Source organism: Paenibacillus sp. FSL k6-2145 (assembly GCF_037976585.1).
Classification (GTDB): domain Bacteria; phylum Bacillota; class Bacilli; order Paenibacillales; family Paenibacillaceae; genus Paenibacillus.
In genome coordinates this window covers 5,848,239-5,868,748 of sequence record NZ_CP150267.1, presented here as the reverse complement: position 1 = coordinate 5,868,748, position 20,510 = coordinate 5,848,239, and the positions used below count along the sequence as shown (strand labels likewise).

At 42.7% G+C, this 20,510-nt stretch carries 18 protein-coding genes; 3 read left to right on the top strand and 15 right to left on the bottom strand.

Features of this window, described 5'->3' with window-relative positions; translation table 11 throughout:
• Positions 1 to 52: 52 nt before the first annotated feature.
• The 4 genes from NZ043_RS25860 to NZ043_RS25845 all read right to left on the bottom strand — a co-directional run bounded on the left by NZ043_RS25860 (position 53) and on the right by NZ043_RS25845 (position 7,447).
• Entirely contained in the window at positions 53 to 2,101 is a 2,049-nt protein-coding gene (locus NZ043_RS25860; protein ID WP_339309603.1) for a glycoside hydrolase family 16 protein, read from the bottom strand.
• A 201-nt stretch (positions 2,102 to 2,302) separates the two neighbouring features.
• Entirely contained in the window at positions 2,303 to 3,874 is a 1,572-nt protein-coding gene (locus NZ043_RS25855) for a response regulator (RefSeq protein WP_339309602.1), read from the bottom strand.
• Between the two features lie 3 nt (positions 3,875 to 3,877).
• Complete coding sequence (locus NZ043_RS25850; RefSeq protein WP_339309601.1) at positions 3,878 to 5,716, bottom strand: histidine kinase; 1,839 nt, start codon at positions 5,714 to 5,716, stop codon at positions 3,878 to 3,880.
• Positions 5,717 to 5,794: 78 nt separating this feature from the next.
• Positions 5,795 to 7,447, bottom strand: a complete 1,653-nt coding sequence (locus NZ043_RS25845) for an extracellular solute-binding protein (RefSeq protein ID WP_339312873.1) — start codon at positions 7,445 to 7,447, stop codon at positions 5,795 to 5,797.
• Between the two features lie 198 nt (positions 7,448 to 7,645).
• Here NZ043_RS25845 and NZ043_RS25840 point away from each other — a divergent pair, with 198 nt between their 5' ends.
• Complete coding sequence (locus NZ043_RS25840) at positions 7,646 to 7,903, top strand: GlsB/YeaQ/YmgE family stress response membrane protein (RefSeq protein WP_074095306.1); 258 nt, start codon at positions 7,646 to 7,648, stop codon at positions 7,901 to 7,903.
• Between the two features lie 249 nt (positions 7,904 to 8,152).
• Here the strand turns inward: NZ043_RS25840 and NZ043_RS25835 are convergent, their stop codons facing one another.
• Both NZ043_RS25835 and NZ043_RS25830 read right to left on the bottom strand, forming a co-directional pair.
• Positions 8,153 to 8,521: a nuclear transport factor 2 family protein gene (locus NZ043_RS25835; protein ID WP_289389288.1), complete on the bottom strand. Its 369-nt coding sequence runs from the start codon at positions 8,519 to 8,521 to the stop codon at positions 8,153 to 8,155.
• Positions 8,522 to 8,783: 262 nt separating this feature from the next.
• Positions 8,784 to 9,212 carry a MarR family transcriptional regulator gene (locus NZ043_RS25830; protein WP_091029863.1) on the bottom strand — a complete coding sequence of 143 codons (429 nt, stop codon included), beginning with the start codon at positions 9,210 to 9,212 and terminating at the stop codon, positions 8,784 to 8,786.
• Between the two features lie 166 nt (positions 9,213 to 9,378).
• Here NZ043_RS25830 and NZ043_RS25825 point away from each other — a divergent pair, with 166 nt between their 5' ends.
• Complete coding sequence (locus NZ043_RS25825) at positions 9,379 to 10,689, top strand: amidohydrolase family protein (RefSeq protein ID WP_339312871.1); 1,311 nt, start codon at positions 9,379 to 9,381, stop codon at positions 10,687 to 10,689.
• A 134-nt stretch (positions 10,690 to 10,823) separates the two neighbouring features.
• Here the strand turns inward: NZ043_RS25825 and NZ043_RS25820 are convergent, their stop codons facing one another.
• A complete protein-coding gene (locus NZ043_RS25820; protein WP_091029868.1) occupies positions 10,824 to 11,243 on the bottom strand; it encodes an ester cyclase in 420 nt (139 codons plus the stop codon).
• Between the two features lie 518 nt (positions 11,244 to 11,761).
• On the opposite strand from NZ043_RS25820, the gene NZ043_RS25815 reads away from it, so the two are divergent.
• Complete coding sequence (locus NZ043_RS25815; protein WP_036613919.1) at positions 11,762 to 12,118, top strand: helix-turn-helix domain-containing protein; 357 nt, start codon at positions 11,762 to 11,764, stop codon at positions 12,116 to 12,118.
• 196 nt (positions 12,119 to 12,314) lie between these two features.
• Here the strand turns inward: NZ043_RS25815 and NZ043_RS25810 are convergent, their stop codons facing one another.
• The 8 genes from NZ043_RS25810 to NZ043_RS25775 all read right to left on the bottom strand — a co-directional run bounded on the left by NZ043_RS25810 (position 12,315) and on the right by NZ043_RS25775 (position 20,348).
• Entirely contained in the window at positions 12,315 to 13,148 is an 834-nt protein-coding gene (locus NZ043_RS25810; protein ID WP_339309600.1) for a radical SAM protein, read from the bottom strand.
• Between the two features lie 196 nt (positions 13,149 to 13,344).
• On the bottom strand, positions 13,345 to 14,472 hold the full coding sequence (locus tag NZ043_RS25805) for a Ger(x)C family spore germination protein (protein ID WP_339309599.1): 1,128 nt from the start codon (positions 14,470 to 14,472) through the stop codon (positions 13,345 to 13,347).
• The gene (locus NZ043_RS25800; protein ID WP_339309598.1) at positions 14,469 to 15,563 is read right to left on the bottom strand and encodes an endospore germination permease; all 1,095 of its coding nucleotides are present in this window, start codon (positions 15,561 to 15,563) and stop codon (positions 14,469 to 14,471) included. The genes NZ043_RS25805 and NZ043_RS25800 overlap by 4 nt, the downstream gene beginning before the upstream one ends.
• Positions 15,564 to 15,566: 3 nt before the next feature.
• Complete coding sequence (locus tag NZ043_RS25795; protein WP_289392800.1) at positions 15,567 to 17,042, bottom strand: spore germination protein; 1,476 nt, start codon at positions 17,040 to 17,042, stop codon at positions 15,567 to 15,569.
• 119 nt (positions 17,043 to 17,161) lie between these two features.
• On the bottom strand, positions 17,162 to 17,530 hold the full coding sequence (locus tag NZ043_RS25790; protein ID WP_091029878.1) for a hypothetical protein: 369 nt from the start codon (positions 17,528 to 17,530) through the stop codon (positions 17,162 to 17,164).
• A gap of 1 nt (position 17,531) precedes the next feature.
• Positions 17,532 to 17,879 carry a YolD-like family protein gene (locus NZ043_RS25785; protein ID WP_249913582.1) on the bottom strand — a complete coding sequence of 116 codons (348 nt, stop codon included), beginning with the start codon at positions 17,877 to 17,879 and terminating at the stop codon, positions 17,532 to 17,534.
• Entirely contained in the window at positions 17,876 to 19,114 is a 1,239-nt protein-coding gene (locus NZ043_RS25780; protein WP_249913581.1) for a DNA polymerase IV, read from the bottom strand. Before NZ043_RS25780 ends, NZ043_RS25785 begins: the two co-directional genes overlap by 4 nt.
• Before the next feature lie 346 nt (positions 19,115 to 19,460).
• Positions 19,461 to 20,348 carry a chromosome condensation regulator gene (locus tag NZ043_RS25775; RefSeq protein ID WP_339309597.1) on the bottom strand — a complete coding sequence of 296 codons (888 nt, stop codon included), beginning with the start codon at positions 20,346 to 20,348 and terminating at the stop codon, positions 19,461 to 19,463.
• Between the last annotated feature and the right edge of the window lie 162 nt (positions 20,349 to 20,510).

Here is a 20,510-nt window from a genome sequence, read left to right as displayed (position 1 = left end):
TGCCCAGCATCTGTTCCATCTGCTCTTCATTCGCTCTACGCGAAATCGCAAATTACTGTTCTTTATACACTCGTACATAATCCACTTGCATAGTCGCAGGGATATCAGAGGCGTTCGGAGTACGACCACCGTCAAAGTTTCCGCCGATTGCCAAGTTCATAATAAGGTAAAACGGCTCATCGAAAGGTGCATTCGGATTATTCGGTGCAGCTGCGGAATACCACTGCTCGTTAGTGACTTTATAGAAAAACTTGCCGTCTACATACCATTTAATGTTGTCCTCTTCCCAGACTACTGAGTATACATGATAATCATTGGCAAAAGTTTGCCCCGCCGGGAAGTGATAATCACCGCCCGAATACTGGTTCCCTGGCCATTGTCCACCAAAGTGTATGGTACCACTTACTGATCCAGGCAGACGGCCTCTCGCTTCCATAACATCAATTTCTCCTGATGCAGCCCAAGTGCCGTATACCGAATCTTTTGGAAGCATCCATAGTGCTGGCCATACACCATCACCTGTAGGAAGCTTGGCACGAAAATCTACTCTGCCGTACTTCAAGGACAGTTTATCCTTGGTGTTAATCTTTCCTGAAGAATACTGTGCATACCGATTTGGATCCTGCGGGAAAGATTTACTATCGTTCATGGCTTTGATATTCAGCTTTCCGTCCTGTACATATACATTTTGAGTGCTGTTTGTGTAGTGCTGCAGTTCTGCATTTCCCCATCCCCAAGTAGCGGGATCGTTGTTGAGATAATATCCTGTTTCATAGTTCCATTTGCTTGTATCCAGCGTAGTTCCGTTAAATTCATCTTGCCAAATGAGGTTCATGCCCGCGATTGCCGGGTCGGTTGGCGTTCCGATTGAGATATCCTCTTGATCGGATACATCCGGACGCGGGGCATTTGGATTGCCGATGAAGGTATAGTTGACGAAGTTGTTGCCAATATTTCCACCCGTCTGTCCATTCAGCGGATATCCAATACGGATCTGCATATTTTCTTGGATTGGCTGGAACCAAAGACCATAGACATAATCGGCCCAGTAACCCCACTGGTTGGCATCGGACATATTGTTATACCCATTACCGGAGTATGCAAATTTGCTCTGGCTGGAGTTACTCAAATCAACCCATTGTCCATTGATGTTAATTTGGTATACAAAATTACCCAGTTCCTTGGCGATTGGCGCCCCTCCATCAATTTTCGGAAGCGGAACCCCGATGGACCCATTTGCATCTGCTGTGAAGGTTGTTCCTTCGTATGGCGTAATGACATATGAATTTCTTGTAGGTTCATTAAACGTAATGGTATAAACAAGATTAGCTGAAGAAGTCTTTGATTCCAATTTGACATTGATCGACTCCGTTACGTTAAACCAGTACCCGCCGCCGCCATCCGTGAATTGACCAAAATTGTGATCGTAGATCCAGCCGCTGGCTGCGTTATTGTCAATATCAATCCAGGTGTTACTGTTTACAGGTTTGACATACACCTTCAAATCATCCGCAACAGCTTCATAAGTGACCGCAGGATTATTGTTGAACGTTGGATATGTAAAGCCTGCACCGCCTGTGAAACTTGCTGTGATTTGTGGACCTTGTGTCGGATTCATCGCTGTGATGGTTGTTTTGTTGATGTTTTGGAATACAAGTTGATACTCCAACTTAACACCATTCGCTTTGGAGTACAGTTGAATCTCGGTTGTTGCGGAGAGGGTGAACCAATAGCCATTGAAGCCGCCATCGCTCCAGTGCCCCCAGTTTTGGTTATAGATATAACCGCCTGCCTGGTCGATATCAACCCAGTTGTTGCCCACTTTTACATTAACGCCTACATCACTGTAAACATCATTCCATGTCGCGGAGCCTCCATTGAACTTAGGCATAACAAATCCGTAGCTGGCCTTGCCAACCCCTGATTTTGAAATAACAGGCCCGTCTGCTGGTGAGAAGTACTCCATTGAGGTTACGGTAGTTCCCGCTGCCTGAACCTTTGAAGCTGGCAGTATGCCAATACTAGCTAGCATCACAACCACAAGAAACATACCGAGTACCTTTTGCATAAACTTTTTTGCCGTAAAGTGAGATGGTTTCATAATTGCCCTCCTTTAATAGAATAATAGCTTCTCCCAATCCATGCGCATTAAGGAAATCGCTTACAAGTGGGAATATCTTTATTCTATCGAATAGGTTAATTTGCTGAAAAGGTACAATTGTTTTTGTGGTATCCCATTTTTTTGGCTTTTGATTCAATTGGCATATTTAACAAGGGAGATGGTCCGTTTGATTATGCTGTTTCATGGTATAGCGTTATAGGAATGAGCTTTGTGCTCTGCCTTCTGCCGCATCATCTGTCGGTACTCTGTGGGTTGGATCTGCATCACAAGTCGGAACGCGCGTGTAAAGCTTTTGTAGCTTTCATAGCCAACCATAGCAGCCACCTCCACAATTTTATGGTCGGTTTCGGCGAGAAGCCGCCGCGCTTTATCCAGACGCACATCTCGTAGGTATTCAGCAAAACCTTTACCAATATTCTTCTTAAACAGATTTGAAAAATAAGCATAATTAAGCGATACATGATTGGATACCATCGCGAGGTCCAGCGGTTTGTGGTAACTCTCGTGTATAAAACGAATGGCTTCATTTAGATCCTGCGAATGGCGATAGCTGCACTTATAGTCATAATATAACTGATTCAGCCGAAGCAGCTGCTGTTGCAGTGCTTGTATATACTCACGCATCCCTGGATAATCAAAGAGGTTACGCAATGATTCAAGGTCAAGCTTTTCTTCCCCCATATAAGGGCGGATAACCCGTTCGTATTCCTCCATCATCTGAATAGTGGCGGCGCAGAGCTGTTGAGTATAGCGAATGGGATAACGTTGCAGCACCTTTTTGTGAAATATTGCAGAAATACCCTTCGTTATTGTTCCACTGTTATCTGTTCCAACCGACTGGAACAGTTCATATAAGTCTTCATAGGGAAGTTGCCACTGCTGTTCCATATGCTCAATATGCGCTGGGAAGATACTGGACTGATCAGGAAACAGGTAACTGTGCCGATAGAGCTCAAGCACTTGGTTATAGCTGTCGGGTAGTTCTTTTAACCCCTGAATCGGGTTCGTCATGGCCGTTATGGCATCGATCTTTCCTTCCTTGAGCGCTGCAGGCAAAACACTTGGATCTATGGACGCATCCACCGCTAGAATCAGGTATGGGCGATGTTGCAGGCAAATACAACCTTGTTTGCCAAACACACGATAAGCAATGGCTTCCATGCTATGGGCGCTGCTGGCTCCGGGCTGGTTCATGCAAACTTCTTCCCGCAGCAGGGCTAGGCGATAATTACGCCATAACGCATCATTTTGTTCCTCAATCTGAAGAATCCATGCGTCATCACTTAACGCACCTTGCATAAACATTCTTAATTCTTTACGATCGGTCTCTTGGGCGAGACGGGATACACGCTGCATATTATGCGTAAGTGCCTGCCGTGTCTGGATCTCTTGCCATACATGCTCCAGGGAATTTTGCAGATCCTCTCGCTTCAAAGGTTTGAGCAAGTAGCCCTTTGCCCCAAGCCCGATAGCTTTTTGGGCATATGTAAAATCACGATAACCGCTGATAATGAGGTATTCCACATCCATGTATTCCTCTTTGGTTTGAGCCATGAGTGCTAATCCATCCATATCGGGCATCATAATATCGGTAATAACGATGTGAATGCAATACTGCCTCAATAGGCACAGCGCCTCAATCCCGCTTGCGGCACAGTATATGTTGTTCAGCTCCAGAGGAAATTGATGCAGCATGGCCTGCAGGCCGTCACGAATGTGTTTTTGATCGTCCACAATCAGGATATTAATCATGCTCTACCACCCTCCAAGATTTACATTTTCCCAAGGCAAGCGTATCGTTACGCAGGTATATGCACCTTGCACACTATCAATCCAAAGACCGCAATTCTTGCCATAATGAAGCTGCAATCGCTTATTCACGTTTTCCAAACCAAGTCCGCTCCTGCTAGTAACCATCGGCGTATCCGATTCGCTCCGCAGTACTGCCTGAAGACGTTGTAACATCTCAGGCTCTAACCCCTTTCCGTCATCTCTTATGTTAATGTAAAGCAGACTGTCATTCTCCACAGAAAAGGTAATCTCTATAGTTACCCTGCCGCCTGAAGGTGCCCCGTGATGAACTGCATTTTCAACGATGGGCTGCATACACATCTTGGGAATGGCGTAGCGAAGTATCTCCTGAGGAAGATCCGCCGTCATAACGATACTGCCGCCTTCCATAAAGTTGATAAATTCAATATAACTTTGGATATTGGCAAGCTCCTCACGAAAAGCAACGGTATCGCTACGCCACTGCATGCTGTAACGTAGTTGGGAGCCCAACGACACCAATGAATTGGCTATAGCAGGCTGCCTCTGTACCTCTGCCACCATACGGATCGATTCCAGGGCGTTATATAAAAAATGAGAATTAATCTGCGAATGCAAGGAGTGCAATTGTGCGTTTTTGGCAATTAACTGTTTATCCACGACCTGTGTCATTAGACGTTTGACCTCTTGTAACATTTTATTGTAATTCACCGCCACCTCATCGATTTCATCCCCTCTTTCGTTCTCATCAAGGCCTGTATCAATCGTTGCATCCAGCTCGCCTTTCCGTACCTGACGCATGGATACCAGTACGCTGTCCAACCGCCGGAAAATACGCCGCGTCGTTTGGGATACGAGTAGCATAATCAGCAGCAATACACATAATGTAATCGTTACCACAAATGCATACCAACTACGCGGCCCCTTCATCAATGCCTGATGGGAAGCAATATCAACCACATAAGTGTTCAACGGAGCAATGTATCGATACAATGCATAGAAGCTCTGATCTCCCACCTTAACCTGAAGCGGGCTTTCCTGCGGCAATATATCCAGCTGGCGATGAATACTGCCAAGGATCTCCTCCATCCCCTGCCCGTATTTCTCAGAAAACTCATGCTGGGGATTGTAAACATACTCGGGAGGATCGCTTGCGTTCATCAACACCGAAAAGAAGTCTCCCTTGCTCTCCTGGAGCAGGTCGCTGAAAAACATGCTGTGCGGGACTCGCACTTCCATAATACTAGGGCGTTTTTGTTCCTGCCCTTGAAGACGAACCAGACGATAGTAGGATAAAGTGTGTTCACCCTCCCTAAAAGAAAATAAACGGTAAGCCGCACCACCTTCGTCCCGAAGCTTTACCCAATAATCCTGCGGCCAAAATTTCTTATAATGATAGATTTCAGGCCAGATTTCATACAAGTTTGGGTTATCGACGTAAAAGCTAAGCTCACTGATCATCGCATTGCTTTGAATGATATTAAGCATTTGCTCAAACTGGTTTTGCTTAAACTTCACCAGACGTAATCCATCTACAAGCATATTGGAATGAATAAAATCCACAAATGACTTTTGAGTGAGGGCTATATTGGAAGCGTTCTCAATCATGTCCATTCTTCTGCGCAATTGTTCATTCAACCATGAAACGTGGCTGTTGCCCGTTGCCATAGCATCCTTATATAGCTGGGTTTCTTGCATGCGGATATACACAAAGGATATCAAAATAACAGGTATGGCAATCATCAGGCTAAATGCCAGAAACAGCTTTTGGGATATACGGGCATTGCGATAAAGCTTCCTCAATCTCGTTAGCGGGTATTTCATTCTGATGTATTCACCACCTTTGTTATACCATATACCATATATCACCAGTTAGCTGTTAGTTAACAATGTAGGGAATGGTTATCTGGCTATCTTGGCTTTCCGCAGTTCCAGTTCAGCCTGGCGATATTCCATCACCTGGTTAAAGCCGTAGTTCACACGACGTATCAGAAAATTCTCAAAAATTTTGTCAAAGGCAGCTTCATCCTTCGCTGTAATCAGTTCTGGCAGCACTTCTTCCCAATTCTGAGAAATACGTGACCAGGCTAACGCGATATCGGAATCCCCTATTGGATCTAGTCCCTTATAGATGCTGCTATCGAGATCGGCCTGTTGGTTGGCGAACTCCTCCATTTGCTTAATGGATGGGGCATTCTCTGGTCTCCACTTGTTAACAAAAGCAGGGTTTCGCAGCATCCAGTAGGTATCCATAATGCCATATTCCTTTTCCAGCCGCTCCCTATCCGTGTCATGCAACTGGACCATTGCCGCCGTCAACTGCGGTTTGCCGTTCTTCATCGCCCAGGTTTCACCTTCTTTGCCCAAAAATAAATCCCGTTGGCCTTCTTCACTGGCCAGATAGGTCAAAAATCGGATGGCTCGTTCAGGGTTTTCCGTGGATCTGCTAATCATCGTAACCATCCAGCCATCCATGCTGCCGGGAAACAGTTTGGCGGATTCTCCCCTGCTGCTCCGGGGCCCATCTACAGCAATATAGTATGAACTCTGATTCGTAAGGACTTCCAATTTCGAATTGAGGTCCGATATGTCTGTCCATTCCCGAATCATCATAAAATATTGGACATGGTTGGTTTTTTCCTGAACCTGTGCACTGGAGTCGACCAGAAAATCAACATTAATCAGGCCCTGCTCGTAAGCGATACGAAATGTTTTCAGCCACTCAATATAATCGGGATCTGTCATTCGGTCGTATACTTTACCGTTCTGTTCATGGGGGATCGCAAGCAGATTTTGCAAATATTCGGTCATCCCATAGGATGCATTCCCCTGTGCCCAAAACGGACTGATCAGCTGGCCTTTATAAACAGAATATTGATTCTTCAGCAATTGCAATGCATTTAGAAAACCTTTCGGTGAGGTAAGGTCCGGTTTGCCCATCGACTCATACAGATCTTTACGTACGAGAAAGGTTTGGTTCGCTCCCGTCAAGCCGGTTGAACGCATCTGTTCGGGACTGTACGCATCATTGGGGATGACATAGGTATGGCCGTCTTCCTGCCGATACCATTGTAGAGCACCATCACCTGTTACCTTGTAAAAGTAAGGATCATACTGGTTGGCTAGCTCATCCAGGGCATAGATGAGATTACTCTCCCGTAGTTTGTTAACCGCACTCTCCCAGGAGCCGATGGTTATCAAATCTGGCAGACTACCGGTCGTCAACATCCGTGATAACATCTCGCTTGGTTCACCAGTGGATACTTCAAATTCGATATTGACCCCTGTTTTTTGGGTGACATATTTGGAAGTCAGGCTCTCACCCCAAGTATGCCCGTACCATTCGGCTCCAACGAACCACGTTAGATTCACGGGGGTGGTATCCAGCTTCCATGACGGTTCTTCCAGATTCAGATTAAGGCTCTGTATCTGCTCCGTGAAGTCAGCCTTTGTCGAAGCACCCCTATCTTCCGATTGCTCTGACTCAGAACAAGCAGACAAGCCTGACATCAGAAACGTCATCAACAAGGCTATAATAAAAGGACTTCGAAACATAAACACCTGAGCGCCTCCTTTCTATGCTGGCCATCTCCTTCCCCATCTGCACCAGCATTCATACTAGTGGTGGTACAACCGATTTTACTATCCTTGGATTAAAATGGAAATGGTTTAGTGGTCGATTCGCAGATGATCCGCAACATTCCCCCTAACGAAACATAACTTGTAATAAATCAATGGAAGGGAGACCAATTCGTGTATTTAATCTGGATACTTATTGTCGGTGGGCTAATTGGCTGGTTAAGCGGAAATCTGATTGGACGGGATGTGCCGGGAGGCGTACTCGGAAATATCATTGCTGGCTTTGTTGGATCATGGTTAGGGTATGAACTGTTGGGACCGAGGGGGCCGGTGGTGGGTGGATTTCATATCATACCCGCGATCGTCGGGTCGATCATTGCTCTCTTGATTTTCTATGCTCTGGCACGCGGTGGAGCGTTCCGAAGACGTTAAAAGGCGGAGACGACAAGTTTTTACCCAATTGATTGGGTATTGAAGTAAAGCTTCTTTCACCACCGTTGCATAATCTTCTTCACAAAGCGTAGTTTCCACCCGGTAGTCGAATAAAGCCGCCGATCCTATTGATCGGCGGCCTCCTTTGGTTTTATGGAACATTGTTTCCCGTTAGCTTGATGAATTAAAGTGCAAAATAACGAATACACCTATTCGGTAATAGGAACATGTTCTTGTCCCTCGACATCTTTAATCAATCTTACATGGTCTAAAAGTTTCATGTGTAGCTTCATACTCTTCTATTAATCGGATTTTATTTCCATCAAATCTAATCATTGATATCCCATCAAATGAATAAAGTTGTTTTTCTTTTGCTTTAAAATACCATTCTACAAAAAATAAGGTTTCATTTACTTGATGAATATTTTTAATCTTCCATTTTAAAACAACTTGCTTGAGTAACATTTTTTTGATCCACAAATGGACTTCCTCTATACCCACATACATTGCTCCATAACATTCGCGGTAGATAATATCATCAGAAAAATACATATCTAAAAACGTAAAATCTCTAGTTACCCACATAGAGAAATATTTTTTTATAATTTCTTCTTTCATAAGTTACTCCTCTATTTTTTAATTAAGCGAAGTTCTTGACGAGTGTTTTGAATCTATTATATTAAATGAATTAATTCAGAAAAAAAGAGAATGAATAAACAAGAAAAAAACGAACGACTATAAACTAATTAATGATAATCGTTCACCCTGTGCATGGCAAAATAAACATAAGCCGCCACGTTCAGCCAGCTCCACCCTATCGTAAAACAACCACAAAAAAAGCCAACCAGTACGCCACCGATTACCTCTGCCTGCCCGTCTGTTATATGCGTTCATTAATTTTGATCAGTAATTTCTTTAAGATTTGCTTCTCCTCGTCATTAAGGGCTTGAACGATTTCATCCTCCACTTTTTGAAATGAGTTATTGAAGTCTTCAATTAAGTCAACCGCTTTTGGTAATACATAAATATTTTTTTGCCGTTCATTATTGGCCGGGATTTTACGTTCGATGAAACCTTTTTGCTCTAAACCTTGAAGCATGCTTGTAACGCTTGCCCCACGCAAATGAAACCGATCTGCAAGATCCTTTTGAATAATATGATTGTCTTGATTCTCATAAATATAATCGATTACTTTTCCTTGTTGAGAACTTAATCCTAGCTCTTTTATACTCTCATCCGCTCTTTTCTTTAACTTAAGACCGATAATTTGAAACAAATCCATATAAGGCGTATCTTCTCGGGAATGCATGACCGTCCATCGTCCCCTCTGTAATTGTTAGGAATCTAATTGTAAGTAGCTAAAATATACAGTGATCCCAGTAGGCTTGTCAAACAAAAGTTAGACTATTGACTGTTAGATATCTAACAGTTATACTCCGAAGTGTTGAATCACAAACACATTAGGAGGAGTTATGATGGAGAAATTAAATCAGAATGCTGGGTTAGAAAAAATTACGGCGATTACAAATGTACGAATCTTTGATGGATATCAAATTATTGTTCCCAGACATATTGTCATTAAAGGGGTGTCCATTATTTCAGTGGGCGGAGACATCCCAAGCGACGCAACAATTATCGATGGAGAAAATGCGACATTAATACCTGGTCTAATTGATGCACATGTTCATACCTCAATTGGCGGATTACGAGATGCCTTAAAATTCGGTGTTACAACAGAACTCGAAATGAACGGCGATTTTACTAAAAGAGGGCGCGAAATTCAGCTAAAAAATGTCGATGACATCGCAGACGTCCGATCTGCTGGTACAGCGATTACCGCTCCTGGTGGGCACCCAGATGAATTACTGCCTGATGGAGATGAAATACCTGAATTCGTATTAAAGAAACTAGAGCAGTTATCGGAGGAAGACCGGGAAGCAATGTTGGCCGCTTACGCTCACGATCACGACGAAATACCTCAAGTGACGACGGTTGAAGAAGCGATCAAACATGTGCATACCCAATTGGAGAATGGATCTGACTATATTAAGATCATGATTGAAGAGGGAACGGTTATGGGTGCACCCGGCCTGCCTGTTCTAAGTGATGAGATTCTAAAAACAGCCGTTACTGAAGCCCACAAGTTCGATAAGTTGGTCATTGCCCACGTTTTGACGGCTCTTTCATCGAAAGCAGCCATCGATTTTGGAGTCGACGGTTTGGGCCACTTGTTTATCGACAGACCCGAGTACACGTCCGAATTGGTTAAATCCATAGCTGATTCTGGAGCTTTTGTTACACCGTGCTTGGTTTTGAATTCATCAATTATTGGTAATCCGGCATCGGAATTGGCTAATGATCCACGAGTTCATTCCAAATTAAGTCCGGATTGGATCGATATTTTGAACTCAAGCTTCAATACATTCCCACAAGGCAATATGGAGAACAGCTTTAAAAATGTGATGGATCTTCACCGTGCCGGAGTTGATATTCTTGTAGGGACGGATGTCGCACCGGTTCCAGTTCCGAACCTTGGCGGCCTTGCTCATGGGGCCAGTGTTCACCACGAAATGCAGCTGCTGGTGAAGGCTGGGTTCACTCCGATCGAAGCTCTTCAGTCGGCTACTTCCAAACCGGCCCGTTGCTTTAATCTACATGATCGTGGTCGGATTACCGAGGGTGCACGTGCTGATCTTATTCTCATAAACGGTGATCCGATCACTAATATTTCAGATACCTTGTCAATCCAATCCGTGTGGTTCAATGGTTCGCGAAAACTAGGCTAAAACTAGAAGATTATATCTTCCTAATTGTAAAATCACTAAGAAGAGGGAGTGCAAAATGCATTCCCTCTTCGACTTTAATCTATTTATCCAACTCCCAATTTTTTAGGAACGATGCCCAGATCAATGAGATGTAATTATGCTTTTGGAATTGCCCCTATTTGTTGAAGCAAGCCAAGCATATCGGGTTGACCATACTCTTCAATAATTTGGCCATTAGAGATCCGATAAAAATTCATTGCATTTACTTCGATTTTTTTGCTCGTTGGTGGAAACCCGAGAAACTCTCCGTCTTGTGTGCCCTTCATGACAAAATGAGCTGCTATTAGATCCTCTTCTGCTACCAGCTCCTTAACAGTCCATTGTATATCGGAAAAACCAGATCTCATCATATGAATTATGGAGAGATAACCACTTGGACCATTCATTGGTTCTTTTTGCATAGGTACATAAAAAACAGCATCTGGAGCAATCAACTCTTCAGCAAGTTCTTTGCTTGCCGTATTAATGAAGTTCGTGAAACGATACATCAATTGTTTGTTTTCTGTAATCGTCATATTTAAACCCCTTTCTATTTTCGTGAGCATATGCCTTCACTTAAATTTTATCTCTACTTTAGATAATTGGTAAGTAGGCACCTTAATGTTGCATAGGAACCTTTTTGTAACTATTATTTTATCTTTAGGTTACAGAGAAGTTATCCCTTGTACAGATTCAAGTAAAGACATGGACACACCTTGTAACCCGGATACTGTATTCATTAGGTCCCATTTCTCGGAACGACCGTATGTAGTTGATAAGGTACCTAATGTAACTCCGATAAGTGTAGAACCCATCAATGCCAATAAACTGATCTTTAAATGCTGTCTCCAAGAATTCAAGAACGTTAACATATGATTCAAAAATATTCACTCAGTTGCATCCATAAACTCTCTTGCAAACTCCCTCCTCCCTTCATTCATTCTCATTTGATTTTTCATCGACAGAATTATAATATAAGCAATGTATTGTTTTGAAAGTAGGCACCTTTTTGTTATATAGGAACCTAATAGTAACTATTGGAGGTGATAATGTAGTGATTTCAAAAAAAGAGTTGCCGTTGTGTCCCGTCGCTACGACAGTTGGATTGATAGGTAACAAGTGGAAGTTATTGGTTATGAGGGATCTTTTGAAGGGAACTCATCGATTCGGAGAACTTCGTAAAAGTATACCTGAGATCAGTCAAAAGGTTCTCACTGAAAATTTACGTTCTATGGAAGAGGATGGAATTGTCATTCGTACTGTTTTTGCAGAAGTCCCTCCGAGAGTCGAATACAGCTTAAGTGATTTAGGAAATTCACTGAAACCAATTATATTCTCTATGGAAACATGGGGACTCGGGTACCAGAAACTCAATGATGAACTTCCAAACGATATTCATCAGAGTGAATGATGTCAAATTGTTACTCCACGGTCATTTCAAAATAGAATAAATTCCTCTACATCTTCAAGTTAAGTCAATGGAGGACTCATGCGTCCTCCATTGATTCGTAAGAGAAAGTTGATCTTCGAACACGAGTTTCTGCAATATTTCTATTGCATAAAGAAAAAACGGACAAGATCCTCATTAAATGAATGGCTAGTTAAAATCAAAATGGATATGCGCTGTTTTTAGATACATGAATTATTTCAGATGGGAACCTTGCCTTAAAATATTTTTCCACTTTTAGATGAATGCTTCTCTCATACCATTTGTCCCAGCCGTTCGCCTCAAAGAATTGTGGCATCCCTAAACGCTCAGATCTCATCCCCATTTGACCATCACCAATCAATAGCGTATCAATCCAAATTCGATCAGTTATGCCCTGTATCATGTTAGCGAAATTAGGTGAAAAAGGTAGCACAGGGGAAATAGATACTTGTGTATGTATCCCTGCATCCTTTATCTTTTTCAAGGCTTTAACTCTTAAATTTATTCCAGGAGCATAGGGCGAAAAAATGCGCTTCACGTCTTCGCGATCTGTCTCGATTGTCATTGAAACCATAATTCTACATTTTTCCTTTAATTTCAGTAGTATATCAAGGTCTCTGGCAACCAACGGGCTTCTAGTTTGAATTTGAAGTGAATCTGGTGGGTTTTTATCCATTTCTTCCAGTAGGCTTCTTGTAATATTTGCCCTCTGCTCTACAGGTTGATAAGGATCTGTGGCTGATGACATGAATATACTTATGGGTTTGTTTTTACGTCGTAGAAGAGAGACTTCCTTTAGATAGTTTTCTGCTGCATTTTTCTTGACATCCACCCACGATCCCCAAGGAATATCCTTAAACTTTTGAATATGCATTTCTCTGACGTAACAGTATTCGCAAGCAAATGCACAACCCGTATAGGGATTTAGTGAATGAGTAAAACCAATATCTAGATAACCTTTTACTTCACTTAATATTTTCTTAGACACAATGTCTTTGATTTCAATTGGCATGACGCTACCATCCCCTCAATTACTTTCGTCTAATCTCCAACTTAATCGGTAAATTGAACGATCACAATATGCATATCTTCTACAAAATTTCATCTTAAAATTTCTCATGCTACTTGAAAAGTAGGCACCTTTTTATTAGATAGGAACCAGAATGTAACTATTGGGTGTTAACAACAAAACAACCGTTTCAACTCGATTACTCTACTGCTCCAGTGGCGCCGATTCGAAGATCAACTTCCACATCAAAATGTGCTCGGGATAGTTCTTTCCCCCAGTCGGCCTGTGCTTCCTTGTATAAGGGATACTGATATGCCCTGGCATAAAAACCATACCCGAAAGGATCGATATTATAATTTTGGCACTTTTTAATAAGCGCCTCCATGTTTTTTTTCATTTCCTTGCTTAATTTATTTGCCATTTCCTCGGAATTTTCCAGAAGTTCAAATTCAAGAAACTTTTCAGTTATGCTGACGATCGACTTCACTTTAATGTTGAATTGAAATCTGCCTTTTTCATGAGAGGATTTCGTTTTTACCGAAATGTCACCTAAAGAAAAACTCACTTTGTCGATGTTAAATGGCATGGTTTGTTGTAAATCATCAACAGAAAAAGTGAGACTGACCCCTGGTTTAGCTTCATTTTTCAGAATGTGAAGAAGTGACGTCTCCTGATAGGTCAGCGAAGTTCTGTACTCCCCTTTTCGGGATAAAAGAGTTGTTCCTTTTAGCATGATTTTATTATTTTCGATCTTGATTTCCGATATGGAAGGCGTCATCGCTCGATCATACAATTGTCTATGTAGCTCCTGCGCGGTTGTTTTTACCGTAGCTGAACTTCTGCTTCCTGAATCGACAATTGCTTTTATAAATAAAGGTAACGGCGGTTGATCTTTGGCTTGAAAATTAAAAATATCCTCCATAGGACCGTCAAAAGCAATGATGCGGTCGGTAATCGTATTGCGAGGATCGCGAAACATGACATCAAGTACTTTAAACCAATCCTTATATTGAAGCAATTGTTTCCCTACAATGATGACTTGAAAATTACGTCCCGCAAGCGAACCGGGAAATTGGGCATCCTGCTGATTTCTCGACTGTCTTAAACCTTCTGCTATTCCTCCCCCTTCACGGCTTTTCTTTTGAATGTCTTTACTGAATACAGGGGCAGATATATAATAATGGAGCTTTTTATCTTTGACATCCAACCCAAGAGCCAAAGGAACCGTTGCATCTTCCAAATTGGTTTTGTCACTGGCGCAACCTGCGAGCGCAACCAATAAAATGCAGGAAACAACCGAGATAATGAATTTTCCGACCCATCTCATGTGCGTTGCCCCCCACCCATCTTTTTGCGGATCGCTACATATAGAAGAATACCCGCAGGCAGAGCAAACTCCATCATAAAACCAATATAATTGAGTGCGTAGTTTATTTGAGTAGATTTGATAAAGCTGGGCCGATAGAGGAGAAAGCTAATTTCAATGACAATACACCACACGGCAAGGTGGAATCTTTCCTGACCTTTTCCTACCAGGGACGCGGAGCATCTCGAGACAATATACATGGAGGGAATCCATATGCAAGAAAACACGAACAGATAAAATGCGATGAATACCACTTCCACCCGCTCAATAAACTGAAATTCAACGGACTTCATAATGCTAATCACGGGGTCGTTATACTCCCCGATCTCATCAGGACTAAAGTACACGTAACAAATCAGGGTGATTCCCAAGTAAACGATGCAAGTAAGCGTGTTGGAGATGATCATGGCAGGTAATGCTTTTTCTTTGTTGACTAGTTGGGGATAGAGAAACAAAACCAGGCCGATGCCAAGCATCGGATAGATCATAAATTTTACGGATGAAAGAATCGGAAGCCATCCCTCTTTTAAGATGGGCAGTAAATAGAGCCAATGGGCATTACTCAGTGTAGATATATAAATGAACGGAATCCATATGGAGAGCATTGTGACTATTTCGCTGTACCGCCCGATCGCCTGAAAACCATGTTGCGCAATCTGGAATGTGGGGATGAGCAGCAGCAGAACTAGAATATAGATATACGTGCTTGGCAATAACCATAATTTAATAACGAGTGAAGCGATCATGTAACCGTCATATGCCAGAAGCAAATAATAGATCATAAATATAAAAGCAGCTACTTTTGCTGCCCACACGCCAGTATAACGCTGAATCAATTCGAGTATTGAACTGTCTGGACTATGTTTCATCAGCTTGACGATTACTACAGAGGATATCGTGGCCAGCCCCCAGCCTAAGAAAATGACCATCCAGCCATCTGTTCCCGCATGCCTCGCCAGCTCTCTGGGAATAGACAAAAAAGCAACACTGATTTGGAAAGAAGAAATAATAAGAATGAATTGAAGCATCGTTACCGGGCGTAATGACTTCATGTTCTATTTATTCTCCTTCCATCCTCTGCTTTTACCCTGTCTTTTTGACTGGCGTGAATTCGTGCTTGCGGGGCGGTTGTTCATCATCCACAACGGTACCCGCAGTAAGGTATCCTTCCAATCCATGGCCCTAAATGGAGCTATAGGTGTGCTATAGGAGGCACCGAGCGAGTTTAATGTTATAAGTCGACCGATGAAGCTCATCATGCCCACCACCAGTCCAACAAACCCGAACCAGGTAGCTAGTATCATCATCATGAACCGCATGATGCGTACAGCTGCCATCATGTCTTGATTGGGAATAATAAAAGATGAAATAGCTGTAAAAGCCACTACGATAACCATTACATTGCTGATCAACCCTGCCTCCACAACTGCCTGACCAATGACAATACCGCCAACGATTCCTACCGTTTGTCCTACTGGAGCTGGAAGGCGAACTCCCGCTTCCCTTAACATCTCAAGTGTTATTTCCATAATAATCGCCTCTACAAATGGCGGGAACGGAACTTGCCCCCGTGACTCACCAAGCGTTAATAGAAGCTTCAAAGGTATAATCTCAAAATGAAACGAAATGACGGCTATAAAAATTCCAGGTAAAAAAATAGCAATGAAAAAGGCAAAGATGCGCAATATTCTGAGGAATGACGAAATGGACCATCTGGAACTGTAATCATCAACCGTCTGAAAAAAAGACATGAACGTAGCTGGCGCAACCAGAACACTTGGCGAACCATCGACTACAACGACACAACGGCCTTGCAGTATTTGAGAAGCTGCCGTATCCGGTCTTTCTGTCGTAATCATTTGGGGAAGCAACGCAAGTGGTTGGTCCTCAATAAATTCAGCCAATTCTCCGGTGTTAATGATGGCATCCACATCAATGGATTGAATCCGTTCTTCCAGTGCTTTAATGATGTCCGGCTGGATCACATCTTCCAAATAAAGCAAAGATACTGGCGTTTGTCCCCGCTGCCCAACAATATACCGCTTCACCTTTAACTCTTTGTCCGCAATATAACGACGGATCATGGCTATATTTTGAGAACCTGTCTCTATAAATCCTTGATGAGCCCCTTTCAGTGAGGGCTCCTGCTGAGGATCCTCAACAGCGCGTTGCGGAAATCCTTTTGTATCTAATGCGTATGCAGTACTTCTTCCTTCAATAAATAACACGCTGTAGCCGAGTATAATGGAAAGTCTGAGCTCTTCCCACTTGGAGTGAGGTTTTACATAACCCACTGTTGTAATGAAATCTCCGGAAGGATTTCCGGTTTCTAGTTGAAGCGGAGCAAGAACATTTTGATTAAGTGACGCTTTATCTGTCAATTCTTCCATATAGATTATAGCGGCTAGTTCTCCGGTCTGTTTTATGCTTAACTTTCGGATGATTAAGTCGGGAGTATTCGTAAAGATTTCTTCAATTCTACCCAAGGATTCGTTCAAACTTTTGGTGATATTTTCCTCTTTTGTGTTCATGGCAGATTGATCATCCACTACCCTTACCTCCCTTCTTACAGCAACATTTCCTTATTATGACGATTATTCTTCTTGATATACATCGCGGCTTGTTCGCAGGTACATCTTATTTTCTATGTTCATTTGAGCAAATCAGTAATATCAACGTTCATATGTTCAGTAAGCATTAAGGTTACATCCACTTTTACTTTGCTCCATAATAATGTCATTTTATGAATGTAACCTCTCACCGAATAATCTACCGTTAAACTCAGCTCAGATCTCACTTCATCTATGATTTTAATATGATGTTCCTTTAGCCTTTGTTTTGATTTGTACATCTCTAAAGCAATTTTCTTTTGGGTACCGTCCAGGTAGTCAACATACACAGATTTCATTTTGAAGTTGGAAGCGTATATTTTATGCTTATCTACCTCCAGAGCACCTAAAAGATAAGGGAGCTCCACCACCCTCTTCACGAGTGAAAGTTCCTCGAAAGTCTGTCGCAATTTACACGCCTCCTTCTTCAAGTTTTACAGCGACCAATTGATCAAAATCGACCCATTCAAATCCATTCTCCATTTCAATTTTGATTTTCTTCCCAAAGGTACTGACTGAAGTGACGATCCCGTGTTTATACCGATTGCCTGACTCAGTAAATATTTCAAAGGTGGCTTGCAATGTATAATTGAGCGACATATCTATATTCTGAGTAATAATCTCCCACTCATCTTCATGGATCAGTGGTTTCGCTTGATAATGAATTTGAGTTCGATGCTGTATAATTCGTTCTTTATGTTGAGGAAGCATCATGCGGCTCGATTCCCATAATCCATTGGCCTCCAGTTTTTTGCTCATTTATAATGCCCCCCAATTTTAGATGCTCGATCGATCGCTTGACCCGCAGCCGTAATGGAGCTCGCTCGTAGAATGGCAATGTCGCCAAATCGATCCTTAATGTCGTCCATCACCTGATCAATGGCCCGTTTCTGCTCTTGATCATCAAAAAAAGATAGTTGATATGTATCCGCGTTGGATAATTGAGACAGGGATACGCCTACACGGCGCACAGGTTGCCCATCCCAGTGTTGATGGAATATGCGTTTGGCTATCTTGCATACATCAACGGTTATGTTTGTAGGATCAGACAGTTTAACCTGCCTGTGAAAACCAGTGGGGTGGTCAAAATCCGCTCCAGACACACTTACGGATACGACACTACCCATCAGTCCCTTTTGCCGGGCTCTTCTGCATACTTCTGTACAGATATCGAGAATAACCACTTCGATCTCCCATGCCTCTGTGAAATCTCTAGGCAGGGTCATTCCGTTTCCGATATCCTTTTGTGTACTGTGCGTGTTCACGGTTACCGGCGAATTGTCGAGTCCATTTGCGACTCTCCAGATGACTTCTCCATTAACACCCCACTTACTTCTTAATTTGGAAAGAGGCGTATTCGCCAGGTCTCTAATGGTTCGGATGCCCATCTTCCACAGATGTTTTTCCATTCTTGAGCCTATCCCCCACATATCGCGGATGGGCTTATCTCCAATATGGAGGTGTAACTCCTCTTTCTTTAAGTGGAAAATGCCCCCCTCTGCTTTTTTAGCGATCATATCGCAGCATAATTTACTGATGATTTTGTTTTCACCAATGCCAGCTCTCGCGTATACGCCTGTTTCATTATAGATTTTGTCTTGAATTTGCTTGGCCAAATCGACTGGATCATTACCAAATAGATGCATAGACCCTGTAAAATCAGCGAATAATTCGTCTATACTGTAAGGTTCGACCAGATCGGTGAACTCCTCAATAATGGACATGATTTGAGTGGATACTTCGATGTATTCTTGCATGTGTGGTCTCACAATGATCAGTTCAGGGCACTTCTGAAGAGACTGCCAGAGTGGTTCCGCGGTAGATACACCCTTCGCTTTGGCTAGTGGACAAGCGGCAAGGATAATTCCAGAACGTCTTGCGGGGTCTCCCGCGACAGCTAATGGTCTATTTTTGTATTGAGGCATTTTTGCCTTTTCGACTGAAGCATAAAAGCTCTGCATATCAATGAGCATAATGGTTCGTTGCTTAGTCAACACTGAAATCACTCCTGTACTTTTAAGAACGTATGTTTGTATATATTATAAACCGAACACATGTTCTTTATGCAAGAGGTAAATATTTATATTTAGGCTACGACGAAGTGATGGATTCAAATCATACTAAGTCACACCAGCTTCTCCATCATTTGAACTCCCACCTGTAAACACAGTTTTCATTTTCCTGACTTAAATGCGAAAATACTTGAATATGTAATTAAGGGTGCTATTCAAAAGCCAATGCACAAAAAGCCGCTAAATTAGCGACTTCAATTGGACCATGTTCTTGTCCCGCGACAAATAAATAAAAGCAGCCGACATCAGCTGCTGCTTTTTTAGTATTTTATTGTTGGATGCTACTCCATCCGCTTACATCACATTGTCCATAATCATTATCACCCACAGCAACCATCGTACCATCCGATTTCAGTCCAATTGTATAGGCACACCCCGCAGAAATAGATCTAATTTCGTGCCAGCCACTTACATCACATTGGTGATGTTTATTCGAACCCACAGCAACCATCGTCCCGTCAGACTTAAGACCAACGGTATGATAACTCCCCGCTGCAACTGCTACAATATCGCGCCAAGCGCTTACGTCGCATTCCCCTTCATTATTTCTACCCACAGCCACTACCGTGCCATCCCATCTAAGCCCAACAGTATGAAGATACCCCGCCGAAACAGCTAATATGTCGCCCCAGTCGTTTACGCTACATTGGTTATACTTATTGTTACCAACGGCTGTTACTGTTCCGTCTATTTTTAGACCAACTGTATGCCAGTCACCCGTCGTGACCGATACAATATCATGCCAGCTGCTCACGTTGCATTCCCCTCCATTATTTCGCCCCACCGCAACCACGGTGCCATCTGATCTAACCCCGACAGTACGGCACCAACCTGCCGAAACGGTTACTATATTGCGCCATTCGCTTACATTGCATTGGTCATGCTTATTCCAACCGATAGCTGTTACCGTACCATCGGATTTAAGACCAACTGTATGTGCATTACCGGTGTTCGTAGCCATATGAACATTACCAGTCGCAACTGCGACGATATGGCACCAATCGCTTACCTTACATTGACCGTATTTATTATCACCCACAGCTATTACTGTTCCGTCAGATCTAAGAGCAACGGTATGACGACGACCTGCCGCTATGGTACAGTTACGGACCCGTTTCGCCTCAAATACTGCTTCCTTCCGTGAATTGTAGCCCATATCTTCCTCCTCTCCACCAATTGAAAATCCTCGGTTAGTTCAACTGTAAGTCATAAAGTTTGTTGTTACATCGTACTGTTACAAAAGAAAGGCTCGCACAGACAGGGTATTCTTACTTCCCTGCCCAATACGAGCGTCTACGTCAAATTGCACTCAAACAGT

Bases quoted from the DNA above. Each gene is read 5' to 3' on its own strand.
- NZ043_RS25805 (WP_339309599.1), bottom strand. From the start codon at position 14,472: ATGAGATGGGTCGGAAAATTCATTATCTCGGTTGTTTCCTGCATTTTA.
- NZ043_RS25775 (WP_339309597.1), bottom strand. From the start codon at position 20,348: ATGGGCTACAATTCACGGAAGGAAGCAGTATTTGAGGCGAAACGGGTC.
- NZ043_RS25820 (WP_091029868.1), bottom strand. From the start codon at position 11,243: ATGACGATTACAGAAAACAAACAATTGATGTATCGTTTCACGAACTTC.
- NZ043_RS25855 (WP_339309602.1), bottom strand. From the start codon at position 3,874: ATGATTAATATCCTGATTGTGGACGATCAAAAACACATTCGTGACGGC.
- NZ043_RS25845 (WP_339312873.1), bottom strand. From the start codon at position 7,447: ATGTTTCGAAGTCCTTTTATTATAGCCTTGTTGATGACGTTTCTGATG.
- NZ043_RS25850 (WP_339309601.1), bottom strand. From the start codon at position 5,716: ATGAAATACCCGCTAACGAGATTGAGGAAGCTTTATCGCAATGCCCGT.
- NZ043_RS25860 (WP_339309603.1), bottom strand. From the start codon at position 2,101: ATGAAACCATCTCACTTTACGGCAAAAAAGTTTATGCAAAAGGTACTC.
- NZ043_RS25800 (WP_339309598.1), bottom strand. From the start codon at position 15,563: ATGAAGTCATTACGCCCGGTAACGATGCTTCAATTCATTCTTATTATT.
- NZ043_RS25795 (WP_289392800.1), bottom strand. From the start codon at position 17,042: ATGAACACAAAAGAGGAAAATATCACCAAAAGTTTGAACGAATCCTTG.
- NZ043_RS25825 (WP_339312871.1), top strand. From the start codon at position 9,379: ATGGAGAAATTAAATCAGAATGCTGGGTTAGAAAAAATTACGGCGATT.
- NZ043_RS25785 (WP_249913582.1), bottom strand. From the start codon at position 17,879: ATGAGCAAAAAACTGGAGGCCAATGGATTATGGGAATCGAGCCGCATG.
- NZ043_RS25830 (WP_091029863.1), bottom strand. From the start codon at position 9,212: ATGCATTCCCGAGAAGATACGCCTTATATGGATTTGTTTCAAATTATC.
- NZ043_RS25810 (WP_339309600.1), bottom strand. From the start codon at position 13,148: ATGCCAATTGAAATCAAAGACATTGTGTCTAAGAAAATATTAAGTGAA.
- NZ043_RS25835 (WP_289389288.1), bottom strand. From the start codon at position 8,521: ATGAAAGAAGAAATTATAAAAAAATATTTCTCTATGTGGGTAACTAGA.